This is a genomic window from Actibacterium sp. EMB200-NS6 (genome assembly GCF_001305615.1).
Lineage (GTDB): Bacteria > Pseudomonadota > Alphaproteobacteria > Rhodobacterales > Rhodobacteraceae > Actibacterium_A > Actibacterium_A naphthalenivorans.
In genome coordinates this window covers 1,478,481-1,494,035 of the sequence record NZ_CP010869.1, presented here as the reverse complement: position 1 = coordinate 1,494,035, position 15,555 = coordinate 1,478,481, and the positions used below count along the sequence as shown (strand labels likewise).

General features: G+C 63.5%; 14 protein-coding genes. 5 read left to right on the top strand and 9 right to left on the bottom strand.

Going from position 1 to position 15,555, the window contains the following annotated elements:
* Nucleotides 1-48: 48 nt before the first annotated feature.
* The gene (gene dusA / locus TQ29_RS07330; protein WP_054538629.1) at nucleotides 49-1,062 is read right to left on the bottom strand and encodes a tRNA dihydrouridine(20/20a) synthase DusA; all 1,014 of its coding nucleotides are present in this window, start codon (nucleotides 1,060-1,062) and stop codon (nucleotides 49-51) included.
* 108 nt (nucleotides 1,063-1,170) lie between these two features.
* On the opposite strand from dusA, the gene TQ29_RS07325 reads away from it, so the two are divergent.
* Nucleotides 1,171-2,355: a site-specific integrase gene (locus TQ29_RS07325; RefSeq protein WP_054538628.1), complete on the top strand. Its 1,185-nt coding sequence runs from the start codon at nucleotides 1,171-1,173 to the stop codon at nucleotides 2,353-2,355.
* Nucleotides 2,356-2,389: 34 nt separating this feature from the next.
* Here the strand turns inward: TQ29_RS07325 and TQ29_RS07320 are convergent, their stop codons facing one another.
* Nucleotides 2,390-3,706: a hypothetical protein gene (locus TQ29_RS07320; RefSeq protein WP_157445543.1), complete on the bottom strand. Its 1,317-nt coding sequence runs from the start codon at nucleotides 3,704-3,706 to the stop codon at nucleotides 2,390-2,392.
* A gap of 211 nt (nucleotides 3,707-3,917) precedes the next feature.
* Between TQ29_RS07320 and TQ29_RS07315 the strand changes: the two genes are divergently transcribed.
* From TQ29_RS07315 to TQ29_RS07295, 4 genes are all read left to right on the top strand, one after another.
* Nucleotides 3,918-6,683: an AAA family ATPase gene (locus TQ29_RS07315; RefSeq protein ID WP_207642700.1), complete on the top strand. Its 2,766-nt coding sequence runs from the start codon at nucleotides 3,918-3,920 to the stop codon at nucleotides 6,681-6,683.
* Nucleotides 6,680-7,291 carry an McrC family protein gene (locus tag TQ29_RS07310; RefSeq protein WP_054538625.1) on the top strand — a complete coding sequence of 204 codons (612 nt, stop codon included), beginning with the start codon at nucleotides 6,680-6,682 and terminating at the stop codon, nucleotides 7,289-7,291. Before TQ29_RS07315 ends, TQ29_RS07310 begins: the two co-directional genes overlap by 4 nt.
* Nucleotides 7,292-7,318: 27 nt before the next feature.
* Nucleotides 7,319-8,478, top strand: a protein-coding gene (locus tag TQ29_RS07300) for an IS3 family transposase (protein WP_157445542.1) whose coding sequence is annotated in 2 segments (ribosomal slippage) — nucleotides 7,319-7,571 and nucleotides 7,571-8,478 — 1,161 coding nt in all. Because the reading frame shifts where the segments join, the coding sequence is not laid out codon by codon here.
* A 47-nt stretch (nucleotides 8,479-8,525) separates the two neighbouring features.
* Entirely contained in the window at nucleotides 8,526-9,287 is a 762-nt protein-coding gene (locus tag TQ29_RS07295; RefSeq protein ID WP_054538623.1) for an McrC family protein, read from the top strand.
* 131 nt (nucleotides 9,288-9,418) lie between these two features.
* On the opposite strand, the gene TQ29_RS07290 is transcribed toward TQ29_RS07295, so the two are convergent.
* The 7 genes from TQ29_RS07290 to trbL form a co-directional block, all read right to left on the bottom strand.
* Nucleotides 9,419-10,726: a type II toxin-antitoxin system HipA family toxin gene (locus TQ29_RS07290; protein ID WP_054538622.1), complete on the bottom strand. Its 1,308-nt coding sequence runs from the start codon at nucleotides 10,724-10,726 to the stop codon at nucleotides 9,419-9,421.
* On the bottom strand, nucleotides 10,723-11,013 hold the full coding sequence (locus TQ29_RS07285) for a helix-turn-helix domain-containing protein (RefSeq protein WP_054538621.1): 291 nt from the start codon (nucleotides 11,011-11,013) through the stop codon (nucleotides 10,723-10,725). Before TQ29_RS07285 ends, TQ29_RS07290 begins: the two co-directional genes overlap by 4 nt.
* A 141-nt stretch (nucleotides 11,014-11,154) precedes the next feature.
* A complete protein-coding gene (locus TQ29_RS07280; RefSeq protein ID WP_054538620.1) occupies nucleotides 11,155-11,412 on the bottom strand; it encodes a DUF2274 domain-containing protein in 258 nt (85 codons plus the stop codon).
* A gap of 1 nt (nucleotide 11,413) precedes the next feature.
* On the bottom strand, nucleotides 11,414-12,550 hold the full coding sequence (locus TQ29_RS07275) for a TrbI/VirB10 family protein (RefSeq protein ID WP_054538619.1): 1,137 nt from the start codon (nucleotides 12,548-12,550) through the stop codon (nucleotides 11,414-11,416).
* Nucleotides 12,547-13,521, bottom strand: a complete 975-nt coding sequence (trbG, locus tag TQ29_RS07270) for a P-type conjugative transfer protein TrbG (protein ID WP_054538618.1) — start codon at nucleotides 13,519-13,521, stop codon at nucleotides 12,547-12,549. Before trbG ends, TQ29_RS07275 begins: the two co-directional genes overlap by 4 nt.
* Nucleotides 13,518-14,207 carry a conjugal transfer protein TrbF gene (trbF, locus tag TQ29_RS07265; RefSeq protein ID WP_054538617.1) on the bottom strand — a complete coding sequence of 230 codons (690 nt, stop codon included), beginning with the start codon at nucleotides 14,205-14,207 and terminating at the stop codon, nucleotides 13,518-13,520. The genes trbG and trbF overlap by 4 nt, the downstream gene beginning before the upstream one ends.
* Nucleotides 14,204-15,553, bottom strand: a complete 1,350-nt coding sequence (trbL, locus tag TQ29_RS07260) for a P-type conjugative transfer protein TrbL (RefSeq protein ID WP_054538616.1) — start codon at nucleotides 15,551-15,553, stop codon at nucleotides 14,204-14,206. Before trbL ends, trbF begins: the two co-directional genes overlap by 4 nt.
* Nucleotides 15,554-15,555 lie beyond the last annotated feature (2 nt).

The following is a 15,555-nucleotide window of genomic DNA, read 5'->3' as shown; positions in this document are numbered from 1 at the left end:
ATGCTCAATGCAAAATCGCGCCGGTGGCAATGGCCGCCGCGCCCCGGCTCATCCCGCCATTGCCGCGGGCGCGACCTGTGCGAGCGCGGCGTCCAGCACCTCGAGCCCGGCGCCAGGCCGGGGCGCGCCCTCTGAGAGAACCCGCCGCCAGCCACGCGCGCCGGGGCGGCCCGCGAACAGCCCCAGCATGTGGCGCGTCACGTTGTGCAGCCGACCGCCGGCTTCCAGATGCCGCGCGATATAGGGGCGCATCTCGTCCACCACCTGCTCGGCCGTCTTGCGGCCGGGCTGCCCGAAAATCTCCTCATCCGCGCCCAGCAGGATGTCGCCGGGCGTGTGATAGGCCGCCCGCCCGATCATCACCCCGTCCAGCCCCGCCTCGAGAAAGCCGCGCGCCTGTTCCAGCGTGTCGATACCGCCGTTGATGCTGATGTGAAGCTGCGGAAACTCCCGCTTCATCCGCAGCACCAGGTCGTAGTCGAGCGGCGGGATATCGCGGTTTTCCTTCGGGCTCAGCCCCTCCAGCCAGGCCTTGCGCGCATGGATGGTAAAGCGCCTGACCCCGGCCGCGCTGACCGTTTCGAGAAACGCCGGCAGAACCTCTTCGGGCACCTGGTCGTCCACCCCGATGCGGCATTTCACCGTCACCTCGACCCGCGTCGCCGCGATCATCGCCGCCACACAATCGGCCACCAGCGCCGGCTGCTTCATCAGAATCGCGCCGAAACACCCCGATTGCACCCGGTCGGAGGGGCAGCCGACATTCAGGTTCACCTCGTCATAGCCTTCATCGCAGCACATAGCGGTGGCCTGCGCCAGCTCGGCCGGGTCCGAACCACCAAGCTGCACCGCCACCGGATGCTCGGCCGGACCGAACCCCAGCAGATGCCGCGCATCCCCCCGTACCAGCGCGGGCGCGGTGACCATTTCGGTATAAAGCAACGTGTGCGCCGACATGAGCCGGTGCAGATGGCGGCAATGGCGATCTGTCCAATCCATCATCGGCGCGACCGCCAAAAGGGGTATATTGAAATTATTTGATTTTTTATTTTTATCAGCCATTTATCGCTCAATCCTCAAGCCCGTTCTTGTCTCATTTGTTGTAAATCGCGCCCGTTTCGGGTAGGATTTACAACAAATGTTGTAACTTGGGCCAAATGTTGTAACCCCATGGGTACCATCATCAAGCGAAAGCGCAAAGACGGCTCTGCCGCCTGGCTTGCCCAGATCGCCGTTCGGCGGGCTGGAAAAACCGTCTGGCGCGAGAACCGGACCTTCGAGCTGCGCTCGACCGCCGCGGCCTGGATCGAGAAGCGCGAGAAGGACCTCGCCAAGCCCGGCGCCCTCGAAAACCTGCCCATCGGGGAGACGCGCCGCCGCGAAGTGACCCTCGGCGACGCCATCGACAAATATGTGGAAGACAGCGCGAAGGCAATCGGTCGAACCAAGGCGCAGGTGCTGAAAAGCATCAAGGAGTTCGACATCGCGAACAAGCTCTGTGCCCAGATCGACAGCGCCGACATCGTGGCCTTCGCCAAGGAGAAGCTGAATACCGGTGTCTCGCCGCAAACCGTGTCGAACTACCTTTCCCATCTTAGCGCAGTCTTCACAGTGGCCGGCCCGGCCTGGAACTACCCGCTGGACGAGCGCGCGATGCGCAATGCGATGATTGTCGCTAAGAAGCTGGGGCTCACGCAGAAAAGCCGCCACCGCGATCGGCGGCCGACGCTGGACGAACTCGACCAGTTGATGGCGCATTTCCTTGACCGCTCGATTCGTCGTCCCTCCTCTGTCCCCATGCATCGCATCATCGCTTTCGCGATCTTCTCGACGCGTCGGCAGGAGGAGATCACCCGTATCAAATGGGCAGACCTCGACAAGGAGGGCAAACGCGTCCTCGTGCGCGACATGAAGAACCCCGGTGAGAAAATGGGTAACGACGTCTGGTGCGACCTGCCCGATCCGGCGCTGGCAATCATCGAGGCGATGCCCAAACACGCGAGCCAGATCTTCCCGTATTCCACCGATGCGATCAGCGCTGCGTTCACTCGGGCAACGCAATTTCTGGGGATCGAGGATCTGCGCTTCCACGACCTGAGGCACGAAGGCGTCTCGCGTTTGTTCGAGATCGGCTACAACGTTCCACACGCGGCAGCTGTTTCCGGCCACCGATCATGGACGTCGCTCAAGCGCTACACCCACCTGCGCCAAACCGGCGACAAGTTCGCTGATTGGAGCTGGAATGCGGAAGTCACCACGCGGGACCCGAGGCAGCGCAAAAGAAACCCCACGCGGCCGGGTTCTACAGCCAAACTTCGAACAAAACGGGTTCGACACCCCGGAGAAGACATATGAGCATCGTCCCTCAAATTTCTGTAATAAAATACAATTATTCGTCAGGATACTGCCGTCGATAGCGCTCATCCGGCGCGACCCACCGCTCCAGGAATTCCAGCGGATCGAGCGTTCCCATCATGGACCGCGCAAGATCAAGCCGAGAGGACAAGGCCTGGCGCCTGTCGGTCTCGACGTCGGCAAGTCGCTCTTCCGCCTCTCGGAAAAAGCTTTCGATCGACATCGCGGCGGACCATTTCTGGATCACTTCGGAGAGTTGTTCGCGGCTTTGGGCAAGGGCCTTGTCCGCGTTGCGTCGATCCTGTTCGCGCTTCCAGCGTTCCTGCTGTTCCTCCCATTCGCGTTGCTTGCGGATGGCCGCCGCCTCGGCTTCTGCAGTCTTGGACTTGAGGTCCGGCACGACGGCTTCCAGCTCCTTCACGATCCTTGGGAACATGGACGACAAGTTTCGCTTTGGTGTCTCTTGCCATATCGCCGACCACTCTACGTCCCGGCGCGGCACGTAGGCGACAAGTCGGAAGCGCCCGGACGGAACATCGTTCTCGGTCGTCCAGGAATGGACCAGCTGGTGTGATCTGGCGGCCTTCACGACCGCACTGTCGTCCCGCACATACTTGCCCTTAAAGTATCTGAGCGTGACCCGTTCGGACATTTCGACGAGCGCAAGACCGATGGGAACCTCGCCGATATAGGCGACGGTCGGGCGGTGCGGTGCCCAAATCCGTCCGCAGGAATAGCGCCCGTATTTGCGATCCTTCTCCGGAACCTCCCGCTCTTCGATCTGCGCCCGAAACAATGGTTGATCAGGCGGTGCGAAGGTCACGCGATACCCTTTCCGCTCGAACGCATCGTAGAGTGCATTGGCGAGGTCCAATGCACTCGGCAGCTGCGTCTCGGACGTCACGATGTCCGGCAGGAGGAGCTTGTAGGGTCGAAGAAACTCGTACTCGTCAATCTTGCGCGTCTTCCGATAATGCGGCTCGACGCCGCGAAGGATCGGATGCCGGGCATCCTTGCGTTGCCCGTCAAGACTAGGTGACGACACAGAAGATCTGGCGGCAGGCGTCACGGGACGCGCGAGCGGCGTATCCGCCGACCAGACAAGCTGATCGCCTGGCTTTGCAGGGGGAAGTGGAGGGCGTGGAGCGGCCTTTCCGACCGCCTTCTTCTGCCAATAGCCTGCGGGAGGCCGGGGCACAGCCAGCGCCGTACAGACCCGCGCGAGATAGGAACCGGAGACACCATACTCGGCCGCCAGGTGGCTGATCGGTATCGACCAGACCTTTTCGTAAAGCTCTTCTCTCGTGACTTGTCTGAAGCGGGACACAGTGGTGGTGGTGTCGTCGGGCAACTCTTCATTCTCGTAAATTCGGCCCAATGGGACGTTCGCTAATCAGCCCCATACGGTGCCGCCAACTCAGGTTACATCTGTCTGAAATACCGTCTATAATTCCGATATCCGAAGCTCAAGACGCGAAACCAAATGATCACGATCGCGGGCAGTGTCTTGAAGCGTAGCCCCGTTGAAGACTGCAGTCAGATGAACAACGAAGGACAGTGATTTGAGGTACGAAGCAGAGTTCAAGGCGTGGCTGGAAGAGAAAGGGCAGTCACTCCAGACGGTTTCATCTCGGATCAGCAGTGCGAAACGGGTAGAGCAGTACCTTGGTGATCTCGATGAACTTTTTTCAACTCAGACGAAAGAAAAGGTTCTCGAGAAGTTCGCCTATAGCACTGAAGATGAACGTGAAGGACGACCAAACCCTTCACCAGTACCAATAAACGGTGTCTTGAGAACTGGGCTGGCCAGCATTCGGCAAGCACTCGAACTCTACCACAGCTTTCTGGCAAACCGTCGAAACATGCCAGATAAATCGGCCCATCAGACTTTGGTTGATCGCCTGTCGCGCAAGGAGATTGAAGGCGCGATGGAAGAGTGCCGGAAACTCGGCGAAAAGGTCTTTCTGCAACGCCGCGGCTTTGCCACTCCGAAAGTGCGGGTTTCTGGATATGGAGACCTTCAAACATACCCTGCAAAGGCCATCGTTGCCGCCGCAGTTGCGCATTTGCCTGAAAATTCTGTCCTTACGGCGAAGGAATTCTTCAACGGATTTGGCGAGGCACAGGCCTTCTCGAAGCTCGAGGAACTCGGCTACGAAATCTTGCGGCCTTCGGAAACGCAAGACAAGGGCACTTTGACACGCGAAGTGATCGAGGCAGCCATGGATGCTTTCGATTTGCGTGAAACGGCCGAGTTTGAGACCGTGTTTTCTGCTTTCAAGGAACCAACGAAATACTGGGTCAGGTCGACAAAGCCTCGAGAGGACAGAAAGTACCCGACAAAACCAATCGTCGGATTTTTGAGCCAGAAGACCTCCAGCACGTTGAATGGTGGCTGGAGCCAACCTTCTGATGCGGCGGCAAAACTGCACGAAGCGGGATATGTCATCGTTGACAAGAATGACGTGCCGCTACCGCTGCCGGATGAATATTTGCACCTGATGCGCGGTGCCGACAGAGCCCGTTTCGTGGCCCTCAACTACTTCATCGAACCGGCGCGGGAAGCTGGGCAGTCAAGCGTCACCATTCGCGCAGGTGATCTTCACGATCTATGCGGGCTCGAGAAAAACTGGGCGAATGTCTGTCAGGCCTTGGAAGGCGAAAAATTTCAGTCTCTGGCCCAGGTGGCTGCTCCGAAAATTGAGGGACCTGCAAGAAGTACCACGACAATGTTCACCTTCGAGCTCGGACCAAAGGACTTCATAAAAGGCGAACACATGCCGCATTCAGCAAACACAGCCGCAGAAAACTTGATCCTGTTCGGCCCGCCAGGCACCGGAAAGACCTATCGTACGGCGGCCGAAGCCGTAAGGCTATGTGGGGAGAAAGTGCCAGAGGACCGCGACGATCTCATGGCCGTCTACCAGGGCCTGCTGGCCGCGGGACGGATCGAATTCGTCACCTTCCACCAATCCATGGCCTATGAAGAGTTCGTCGAGGGCCGACAGCCGATGACTGGCGCGGATGATAGCGAGGACACATCCTCGGCCGGTTTCCGGCTGGAGACTGTGCCCGGCATTTTCAGACGTATCGCGAAACGCGCGGAGACCAGCCGTGGGCATGCATCCGACGAGGAAACGATACGTGTTGAAGGCCGCCAGGTCTTCAAGATGTCGATCGGCGAGGCGAACAACCCTGAGGACGCGCATCTCTTCGAAGAGGCGATCAAGGGCGGCTACGCCCTCCTTGGCTTCGAGGACATCGACTGGTCAGACGACAAGTTCGCGAACCGCGAAGCCATCATCGAAGCCTGCAAGGCGCAGGGCCACCACAAAACCAATGTGGATGCGCGGTCGGGTATGGTGCAGATGCCGTTCATTTTCCGGAACTGGGTCCGAGACGGTGACATCGTCATCGTCTCGAAGGGCAACGGACTGTTTCGAGCCATAGGGGTGTTTAGCGGCGGCTATGAATTTGCCCCCCGCCCGGAAGGAGACTATGCCCATCGCCGTGCTGTCCGCTGGCTCTGGATAGACCGTGAAGGGGTTCCTGTCGGCGAAATCTACTCCCGGAAATTCTCACAAAAGTCGATTTACGCGCTCTATGATGCCGAGCTCAACGTGCCGGCCCTTGAACGCTACATGAACAGCCAGCAGAACGAGGGGCCATCTGATCCCGAACCTTTCGTCCTGATCATCGACGAGATCAACCGCGCCAATATCTCCAAGGTTTTCGGCGAGCTGATTACGCTCTTGGAATCGGACAAGCGTCTCGGTCAGGCGAACCAACTGAAGGTGCGCCTTCCCTATTCCGGGGACGAGTTTGGTGTTCCGTCGAACCTGCATATTGTCGGGACGATGAATACGGCAGACCGCTCCATCGCCCTGCTCGATACGGCGCTGCGGCGGCGGTTCACATTCCGCGAAATCCTGCCCAATCCGGCCGTTCTGAAGGAGGCTGCGGCCCGCACAGGTATCGATCTGCCGACCCTTCTGACGATCATCAATGAACGGATCGAGTACCTCTATGACCGTGACCACCAGATCGGCCATGCCTATTTCACCGGCTGCGACACCCGAGCGAATGTGGACGAGGTCATGCGGCACAAGGTGATCCCGCTGCTGGCCGAGTATTTCTTCGAAGACTGGGGCAAGATCGCCGCGGTGCTGGGCGATCTGGATACGCATGACGGGCCGATAGAGGGCGGCTTTCTGAACAGGTCCGTCCTGAAGGCACCACCGGGGCTCGACAATGGCGAAGCGATGCCGCGCTTCCGGTGGGACGTGCGCGAAGACAGCTTCAATTACGCGCGGCTGCTCGGTTCATGATCCGCCGCACGCTCCGCGAATGGCAGCGCATCGGCTACGGGGATGACGACACGACCATCCCGCCCGCCGAGGCTGATCGCATTGCCGCCATCGCGGCGCGCTCGAGCTTCGCGGGGCGTGGCGGCGAAGGCGTGCTCGAACACGGCCGCAAGGGGTTGCGGGCGCGCGGCGTGGTCGGCGTGATTGCCGCCCCGGGCTGTCAGCTGGAGATCCTCCCGAAGATCGAGGGCCTGGGAGAACACGAGACCACGGACGAAGCCCTTCGCCGCCGCCTGATCCACATGCTGGCGGTTGTTCACGATCTGCGGATCGATGCCGGATCGTTGGCCCAGCTCGGATGGCAGAAGGACACCATCCTGGAATTGTTGATCCGGCTGTTTTGTGCGCGCCTCATGGAAGCGGTGCGCATGGGACTGCCGCGCCGGTATGTGGATCACGCAGACGACCTCCCTGCCCTGCGCGGCAGGCTCGATGTCACCCGGCAGTTTTCACGCCATGCGGTGGCGCCGCAAAAGCTGGCATGTCGCTATGATGACTTATCCTCTGACATTGCGCTTGACCTGCCCCCGATAAATCGGGCCATTCATTCGGAGAGTTTGTTCTCGTAAAGTTCGTAGCAACGAGGAGAACAGACGATGCGCAAATCACGCTTTACCGAAGAGCAGATCGTGGGGATCTTGCAGGAGTATGCCGCCGGGGCGAAGGTCTCCGAGCTGTGCCGCAAGCACGGCATGTCGGACGCCACGCTCTACAAGTGGAAGAGCCGGTATGGCGGGATGCAGGTTTCCGAACTGCGTCGGCTGAAGGATCTGGAGGCCGAGAACGCCGAGCTGAAGCGTCTCCTGGCCGACGCGATGCTGGACAACGCCGGCCTGAAGGGGCTGCTGGCAAAAAACTCCTGACGCCTGCGCACCGCCGTGCCGTGGTGAGGAAGCTGATGGATGAACATCGGTTCACGGAACGGCGGGCGTGCAGGCTGGTTGGGATTTCACGGTCGAGCCTGGCCTATCGGGCGCGACCAGATCGCCACGCGCGGCTGAGAGAGCGCCTGATCACGCTGTCAGGCAAACACAGGAGATATGGCTACCGCATGTTGCATGCCAAACTGGTCCGCGAGGGCTTCAGGGTGAACGTCAAAGTCGTCGAGCGGATCTATCGCGAAGAACGGCTGTGGCTGCGCCGCACGAAGCGCAAGAAGATCCCTCGCGAGGCGCGCGACGGCAGCTGGTGCCCCATCGCTGCCAACCAGCGATGGTCGCTCGATTTCACCAGCGACGCGCTGGCCAATGGCCGCAAGTTCCGCAGTGCCAATCTCAAGGACGACTGCACCCGGGAGTGCCCGGCGATCGAGGTGGACTTCTCGCTGCCGGGCGATCGGGTCGTGGACATGTTGGAGCGCGTGGCCCGTGAGCGGGGATACCCCGATATCCTGGTCGTCGACAACGGCCCGGAACTCCGGGGGCGCGCGCTCGACGGATGGGCCGATGATCACGGCGTGCAGCTGTATTTCATCGACCCCGGGAAGCCGACCCAGAACGCCTACATCGAAAGTTTCAACGGCCGATACCGCGAGGAGTGCCTGAACCAGCACTGGTTCACCAGCATCGGCGAGGCCCGCGAAATCATCGAAGACTGGAGGATCGACTACAACACGGAGCGCCCGCACAGCAGCTTGAAATATCAGACCCCGGAGGAGTTCGCCGCCGCGCGGCCCTTCGACAAGACGCAATGGGCGCAGCCGCTTGAGCTCCGTGATGGCTCCGCGCCTGCGCCCATTGCTCACGCCGCCGAATGATGGCAACCAAAAGGAGAACAGACTCGACTTGCGACTGGCCCTAAGAAATGGGGCAGGTCACGCTCAACCAGGTGATGCGCGCCGCCGTGACCCGTTTGCAGCGTGTGGCTCAGGCCCCCGACAATCAGCGTATCCTGCGCGAGTTGGGCTTCGCCTATGCGGACGTGACCGAGGTTCCTATCCCTGCGCTGCGATGGGACCAAATCATACTGGATCGGAGCAATCAGCGGTGGCGCGAGCTTCTTTCCTTCGCGCGGCTCCTGCTTGGGGATCGACATCAGCAGACCAGTGCCGGGGCTGTGGATGGTCATGCTCTCTTGTTCGAGATGAATGCCTTGTTCGAGCAATACGTTGCCAGACTGGTCACCCGTGCTCTGGCCGGAAGCGGATACCGTGTCGCAGCGCAAGGCGGGCACCGTGACTGCCTTTTCGAAGCGGGTGCGGGGCGGTTTAGGACCAAGCCGGACCTCATCATCCGGCAGGGGGATCGAACCGTCCTCGTCATCGACACGAAATGGAAACGGATGGCGCCGCGCATCGACGACCCGAAGCAGGGTGTCAGCCAGGCCGATGTGTATCAATTGATGGCCTATAGCCAGCTCTACCGCTGCCCGGAGGTCATGCTGCTCTATCCACACCACGGTGATTTGCCGCCCGAGCCGATTTGTACCCGCTACGCAATCGCCAGCGACGGTGCCGAAGAGACCCTCCAGGTTGCGACCCTGGATGTCACCGGCCCTGCACATGCGCATATCGAAGCCCTGAAACACCTGTTAGCGCGGACCTTGCCTGCCGCGGTCGCAGCCTGAGCTCTTCTGAGGCAAGATACTCGCGTGGCAGCGACGTCTGGTGTGACCCGTCCGTCCCGAGCAAAACAATAGCGCCGCTCGGAAGACACCGGTCCGTCAGAAAACCTCATCGTCAATCGTGAGCCCGCACGCTAGAGGCGCCCGGCGATCCGGAGCGCATTGACCTCGACGAGCTCCGCAGTCTGCGCGACATATCCTGCTGTTGCACCCGGCAAGGCTGCGACCTCTTCGGTGACCTGGACGCGGTTGGCCACCAGACGATCGACGAGCTCCTGCACACGGTTCCGGACATCGGTCGGACGATAGCCGATCTCGCTGGCGATCGTCTCCCAATGCCGGCCTGCGATGCTATCGGCCGTACGCTTCTTGCCGGCGATGTTCTGGGCGAAGGCCTGGACCACATGGGGCCAGGCCAGCACCGAGGAAACATCGTAGAGGGGCGCGAGACGGGGCGGCTCGGCAAGCGGCAGGATCAGCGAATAGTTCTTCGCATGCGCGTCGGTGTTCGCGACGAGAATGTTGAAGATGACCTGATCGAGCAAGGCCAGCGCATCGCGCGCGCGGACATGCCGCCCGGTCTCAAGAAGGGTTCTCAGATCAAGCCCGGGCAGCGTGCCGCGCTCGTATTTCCGGCCCGGGGGCAGGCCGTTGGCCTGCGCGAAATCCTCCTGGTGGAGGCGCACCAGCTGGCCCTGGCGACCGAGCCTTCGGTCATAGCGCAGGACAGCGATCGCGCTGCGACCCTCGGCTTGCAGGATGGTCGCCTGCGCCGCCTCCAGCCCCAGGGCCGCAGCCATCCGAAGGCACCAGACCTCATTCTCGGTGATACCGGGCAGGTTGGGGTTGTCCGGCTTCAAGATCAGGGTAGAGGGCGCGCCGTGCAGGGGGACGGCCATGACATCGCCCGGTTCGGGCAGGCGCAGCACCGGCCTGCCATCGGAATCGAGCACCGCCAGCGCGGATTTCTTCTGGCCGCCGGCCAGCGATTGCCGCACGCCCTCCTCCCCGACGAGGAACGGTCGGCTGCCGAGATCCTCGAAATGGCGATCGAGCGCCGCGGGGGGGGTGTCGATGCCATAGAGATCGGTGAGCGGGCGATAGGCCCAACGGCTGCGGTCGGAGGCCAGCCCGAAGGACAGCGCGCCGGCCGTATCGCCGCCGATCCGTTCGAGCATGGCCAGCGCATCCGCCTGATCGAGGCCAAGGGAGCGGGTGAGGCTGCGGAGTTGTTCCTCTTCCGGCAAGAGGTTCGCGAGCCAGGGCGAGATGATTTCGGAAGTGTACGGGGCCGCGCGCAGAGGCATCGTGACCGACAGGGGAAAAGCGCCCGTCGTCTGCCGCCAGCGGTCCGCGTAGCGCAGCAAGAGCGCGCCATCTGAGGCCACCTCGACATCGGCCACGTGCAGCGCATCAAACCAGACCGGAACGGATCGCGTCACAGGTAGTCCCTGAGATCGTAGCCTTCCGCGGGGACGTCGCCACCGGTGCTGGCGGCATCTGCGGGATCCTCCAGCAAGGTCCTGATCGGCACCCGAAGCGCCGCCGCGATCTTCGCCAGCGTCGTCAGCCGGGCATCGCGCTTGCCCGTCTCGATCAGCGACAACGCGGGCGCGCTGATCCCGGTGAGGCGGGCAAGCTGCTCGAGCGTAAGGTCCTGATCCGCACGCAGCGCCCGGAGGCGTCGCCCGACATCGGCGAGCAGGTTCGGTTCGATCTCCATGGTCATCGCGATATGGTTTACCCTTTTCGATAAATATACCGGTGGATGTCCGGGATTTCAAGCCATCTTATCTTTATCAGTAAAATGGCGTCAGTCTTGCCAAAACAGACGGCTTATTACCGTATTCGATAAGAAAGATGATGCCAGTCAGGCCTCCCCACGGCCCAATGGCGCCTTGGTCGTCCCGCGCGATGCGCGCCGCGCCTTCGCAAATCCGCGATCCGTTGCGATGAAGCGCTCGAGCATGGGGACCACCAGCTTCTTCGGTTCGATCGGCCCCTGCCCCGCCTCTTGGCCGAGGATTTCCCCATAGGCGATCAGGTCCCGATGGAGTTCTGCGGGCAATTCCACGGTCAGCTTCACAGGCTTGTCGTCCGGGATCGGACCGAGTTTCAGCTTGGTCATGTCAACCTCCGGATGGCGCGAAGACGAGATCGCGCGTGACGATCACGCGGACGGGGAAGCCCGGGCGGATGGTGAGGGTCGGCGGGACCTCCAGCTGGCGCTGGACGATGCGCTGGCCAGCCTCGTTAATCGTGTCGAGGGCTCCGTCGCGGAGCGCGCGGGCGAGGCGGTCTTCCTCATCGAGGGAGAGTTCCGCGCCGACTGCGAGCAGGGTCGAAAGCCCCGCCGCGCGCAAGATGCTGCCCCAGTGATTGTCGACGCGGTCCTCGAGACCGGCAAAACCCGCGGCATCGGCACCGGGTTGGCGTTCCAGGACGAGAGATCGCCCATCGGGGAAGATCAGCCGATTCCAGACGAGGAGTACGCGACGCTGGCCGACGGTCACGCTGTCGTCGTAGGCGCCGATCAGGCGCGTGCCCTGCGGTATGAGGAGCAGGCTGCCGGTTGGGCTGTCATAGACGTTCTGTGTGACCTGCGCGGTGATCTGGCCGGGCAGGTCGGAGCGGATGCCGGTGATCAGGGCGGCCGGGATGACGGAGCCGGCCTGCAGCAGCCAGGGCGAGGCAGGGCGCTGCACGCGGTCAGGTGCGACCATTCGGCGGTCGGTCGGCGCGGTCAGGAAGGCCTGACGTGGATCGGTTTCCGGCGTCGCGGCCAACCCGCGCCCCGGTGCCGCAGGCGGCATCTGGAACCCCGTGGATGCTGGCGCTCCGGGCCGCGTCTGGAAGAAGAGATCACTGACCCGGGCGGCCTCCAAATCCGCAAGACGCTGCTGTTCCGCCGGATCCATGGTGGGGGGCGCGAGGTTCGGCGCTGCGACAGGCTGGCCGCGTCGCTGCGCGTCGAGGATGCCGCCGCCAAGGTCGCCCGGCAGGGGTGGTCCGAGCCGGGGAATGGCGTCGTAACTGCCAGGCAGATCGCGGAGGCCATCGGCGGGCTGGCGGCGGTCCGTGGTGATCAGTTCTACCGGGGTCGCAGTCCGGTCCGGACGTTGCAGGCCGTAGATCAGCGCCGCACCGATGCCGAGGCCCGCGACGACGCCGAGCCCGATGATCACCTTGCGCGAAATCCGCGTGACGCGCGGTGGATCGGCACGCAGGCGCATGGCGGCAGCGGTTTCGGTCGACGTCTCGCTCATGTCCCTTGCTCCGCATCGTGCCGCACCTCCGTCGCCTCGGTCTGGGGTTCGATTCGCAGGATGCGGACCACCTCCTGCCGGGGACCGCGCCCGAGGCGCAGCTCGGCCGCACCGAAGAGCCGGTCGACGATGAGCACATTGCCGTGGATCCGCGAGTTGACGATCTCCAACTCGCCATCGGAGCCCAGCACGAAGAGCGGTGGCATCTCGCCCTGGGCGATGCCGCGCGGGAAGACGACATAGACCCGTCGGCCGTCGTCGAAGACCGAGACCGGTCGCCAGGGCGGGCTGTCGCCCTGCAGTCCGTAGCGATGGTTGCGCGCATGGGCTGGCGGAATGCGGGGCGTGGTGGCGGCAAAGCGCGGCGTCTCGGGCGCACGCGGATAAGCCCAGGAGATGGCGGGCATCCAGGTCTCTTCGCTGGCATTGAGTTCGATCAGATAGGTCCGCCGGTCGGTGGAGATCACGAGGTTCGTGCTGATATCGGGCCGCGTGGGTTTCACGAGAACGAGGACACGGGTGTCGCGGCCCGCGCCGCTTTCGGTGTCGCCGATGATCCAGCGCGCGGTGTCGCCCGCGGCGATGGGGCCGGTGCCGGCGAGGCGTTCGCCGGGTTCGAGCGCGATGGTCGTGATCTGACCCGGAGCGGCGTAGACCTGATAGAGTGCGCCCTCGGACCAGGGGTAGATCTGGATCGCGTTGAAATACCCCGCCTGCCGCGGTTCGACGCGGGCGGCGGCATTGGCATTGCCGACCTGGGCGACCGGTGTGGCGGCGGCCTCGCCGCCCCGGCTGGGGGTCCAGGCGGGCGGGACATGGAGCGGCCGGGGTCGGTCATCGGGTGCCGTCACGGGCGGCGATGGCAAGGGCGGGACCGCGTCGTCATAGGCAAAGTCAGGCGGGCGGTCGCTGGCGCAGCCTGCCAGAAGCGTGGAGGTCAAAAGAACAGTGGGCAGGATTGATCGGGTCATTGGCTCATCTCCCGCGACCAGTTGATCGCGTTCACGTAGATTCCGAGGGGGTTGGCGCGGAGGCGGTCCGCGGTGCGCGGCGGGTCGATCACGAGGGTCAGGATCGCGGTCCAGCGCTCAGTGCGGGCAAGCTGGCCGTTCTCGTAGTGCCGCTCGGACCAGGCCACCCGGAAACTGTCGGGCGAAGCGCGGATGACACTCGAGACCTCAACCGAGACCTGGTCCTCGCCGACCCGCGTGAAGGGATCGTTGGCGCGGGCATGATCGTTCAGCGCCAGCGCGCCGCGGTCGGTGGTGAACTCATAGGCGCGGAGCCAGTTCTGCCGGACGACAATGGGATCGGCCGGCAGGCCCCGGACCTCCTCGATGAACCGGGCAAGATGCCAGGCGATCTGCGGATCACTCGGGCGATAGCCGGCGCTTGCCGCCTCAACGGCGCGCGCCTCGCCGTGCCGGTCGATCTCGACAACGTAAGGCACAACGGTCCCGCGCGCCGATTGCCAGACCAGCGCGGTCGCGAAACCGCCGGCGAGGATCAGGCAGCCGAAGGCCATGAGGCGCCAGTTCTTCGCCTGCACCCGGGCGGAGCCGATGCGCTCGTCCCAGACCTGGGCCGCCTTCTGGTAGGGGGTCTCGGGGTCCGGAGTCTTGCCGTAATGCGCGGCGGCGCGTTTGAAGAGGCTCATGGGCGGTCACTTTCGGAAAGGGAAACGGAGGCACCGGAGCCGGGACTGTCCCCGGCGCGCAGCGCATGGGTGGCGGCGGAAACGCCATGGCTCATTGCCTGGCTGCGGCGCATGGAGCGCGCCCAGGACGGTGGATTATCCGCGGGGGCGGACATGGCGGTCGACGCGCCTGTCCCGCTGCCGAGCGAGGAGGTGCCGCCGGTGGCGGCGAAGCCCGCGCGGGAACCGTCGGCGTGGCTCGCCTTGACCGCATCGGAGGCCGAGGCGGCGGCGCGGCGCAGGGGCGATGCGGCGGCAGACCCAGCGGCTCGGGCCACACCGCCGAGACCGGAAGCAACGCTTGCGGCCCCAGTCTGGCCCATCGCTCCGAGACTGTAGGCGGTGGAGGCCGCGCCAGTGGCTGCAGCGGCCCCGCGCGTGGCGGCGGCCCCGCCCGAGGCCAGCGCCCCGGCCCCGCGGGCGCCGAGCAGGGCCCCGCCACCCGCCGCGACGGCGGCGCCGCCCACGGCGAGCCCGGTGCCGACGGCGGCCCCCGCGCCCAGTTGCGGCCCGCCCGAGACGAGGCCGGTGGCGATGCCGGGGCCAAAGATGCCGAGACCGAGGAGCGAAAGCGCCGCCAGAACGATCGCCATGGCCTCATCGATCGTGGGCGTCACGCCCCCGAACCCGGCGGTGAACTGGCCGAAAAGCGTCGAGCCGATGCCAATGATCACCGCCAGCACCAGCACCTTGATGCCGGAGGAGACGACATTGCCCAGCACCCGCTCGGCCATGAAAGCGGTCTTGCCGAAGAGGCCGAAGGGGATCAGCACGAAGCCCGCAAGCGTCGTCAGCTTGAACTCGATCAGCGTGACGAAAAGCTGCACCGCGAGCAGAAAGAAGGCGAGCAGCACCAGCGCCCAGGCGAAGAGCAGGCAGGCGATCTGGATGAAGTTCTCGAAGAAGGCGACGAAGCCCATGAGATCGGCGGTGGATTCCAGAAGCGGCCGCCCGGCATCGAGCCCGGTCTGCGCTACCCGGCCGGGACGCAGGAGATCGGCGGGCGAAAACCCGGTGCCGGAGGCGAGCAGCCCCAATCCCGCGAAGCTGTCGAAGACGATGGCGGCGAGGCTGTTCCAGTTGGAGATGAGCCAGGCGAAGACCCCAACGAAGAGGGTCTTTTTCACAAGGCGGGCGATGATGTCATCCTCTGCGCCCCAGGCCCAGAAGAGGGCCGCCAGCGTCACGTCGATCACGATCAACGTGCTGGCGATGAAGGCGACCTCGCCGCCCAGAAGCCCGAAACCGCTGTCGATATAGGAGGTGAAGACCCCGAGGAAGGTATCGATGACGCCGGTGCCGCCCATGG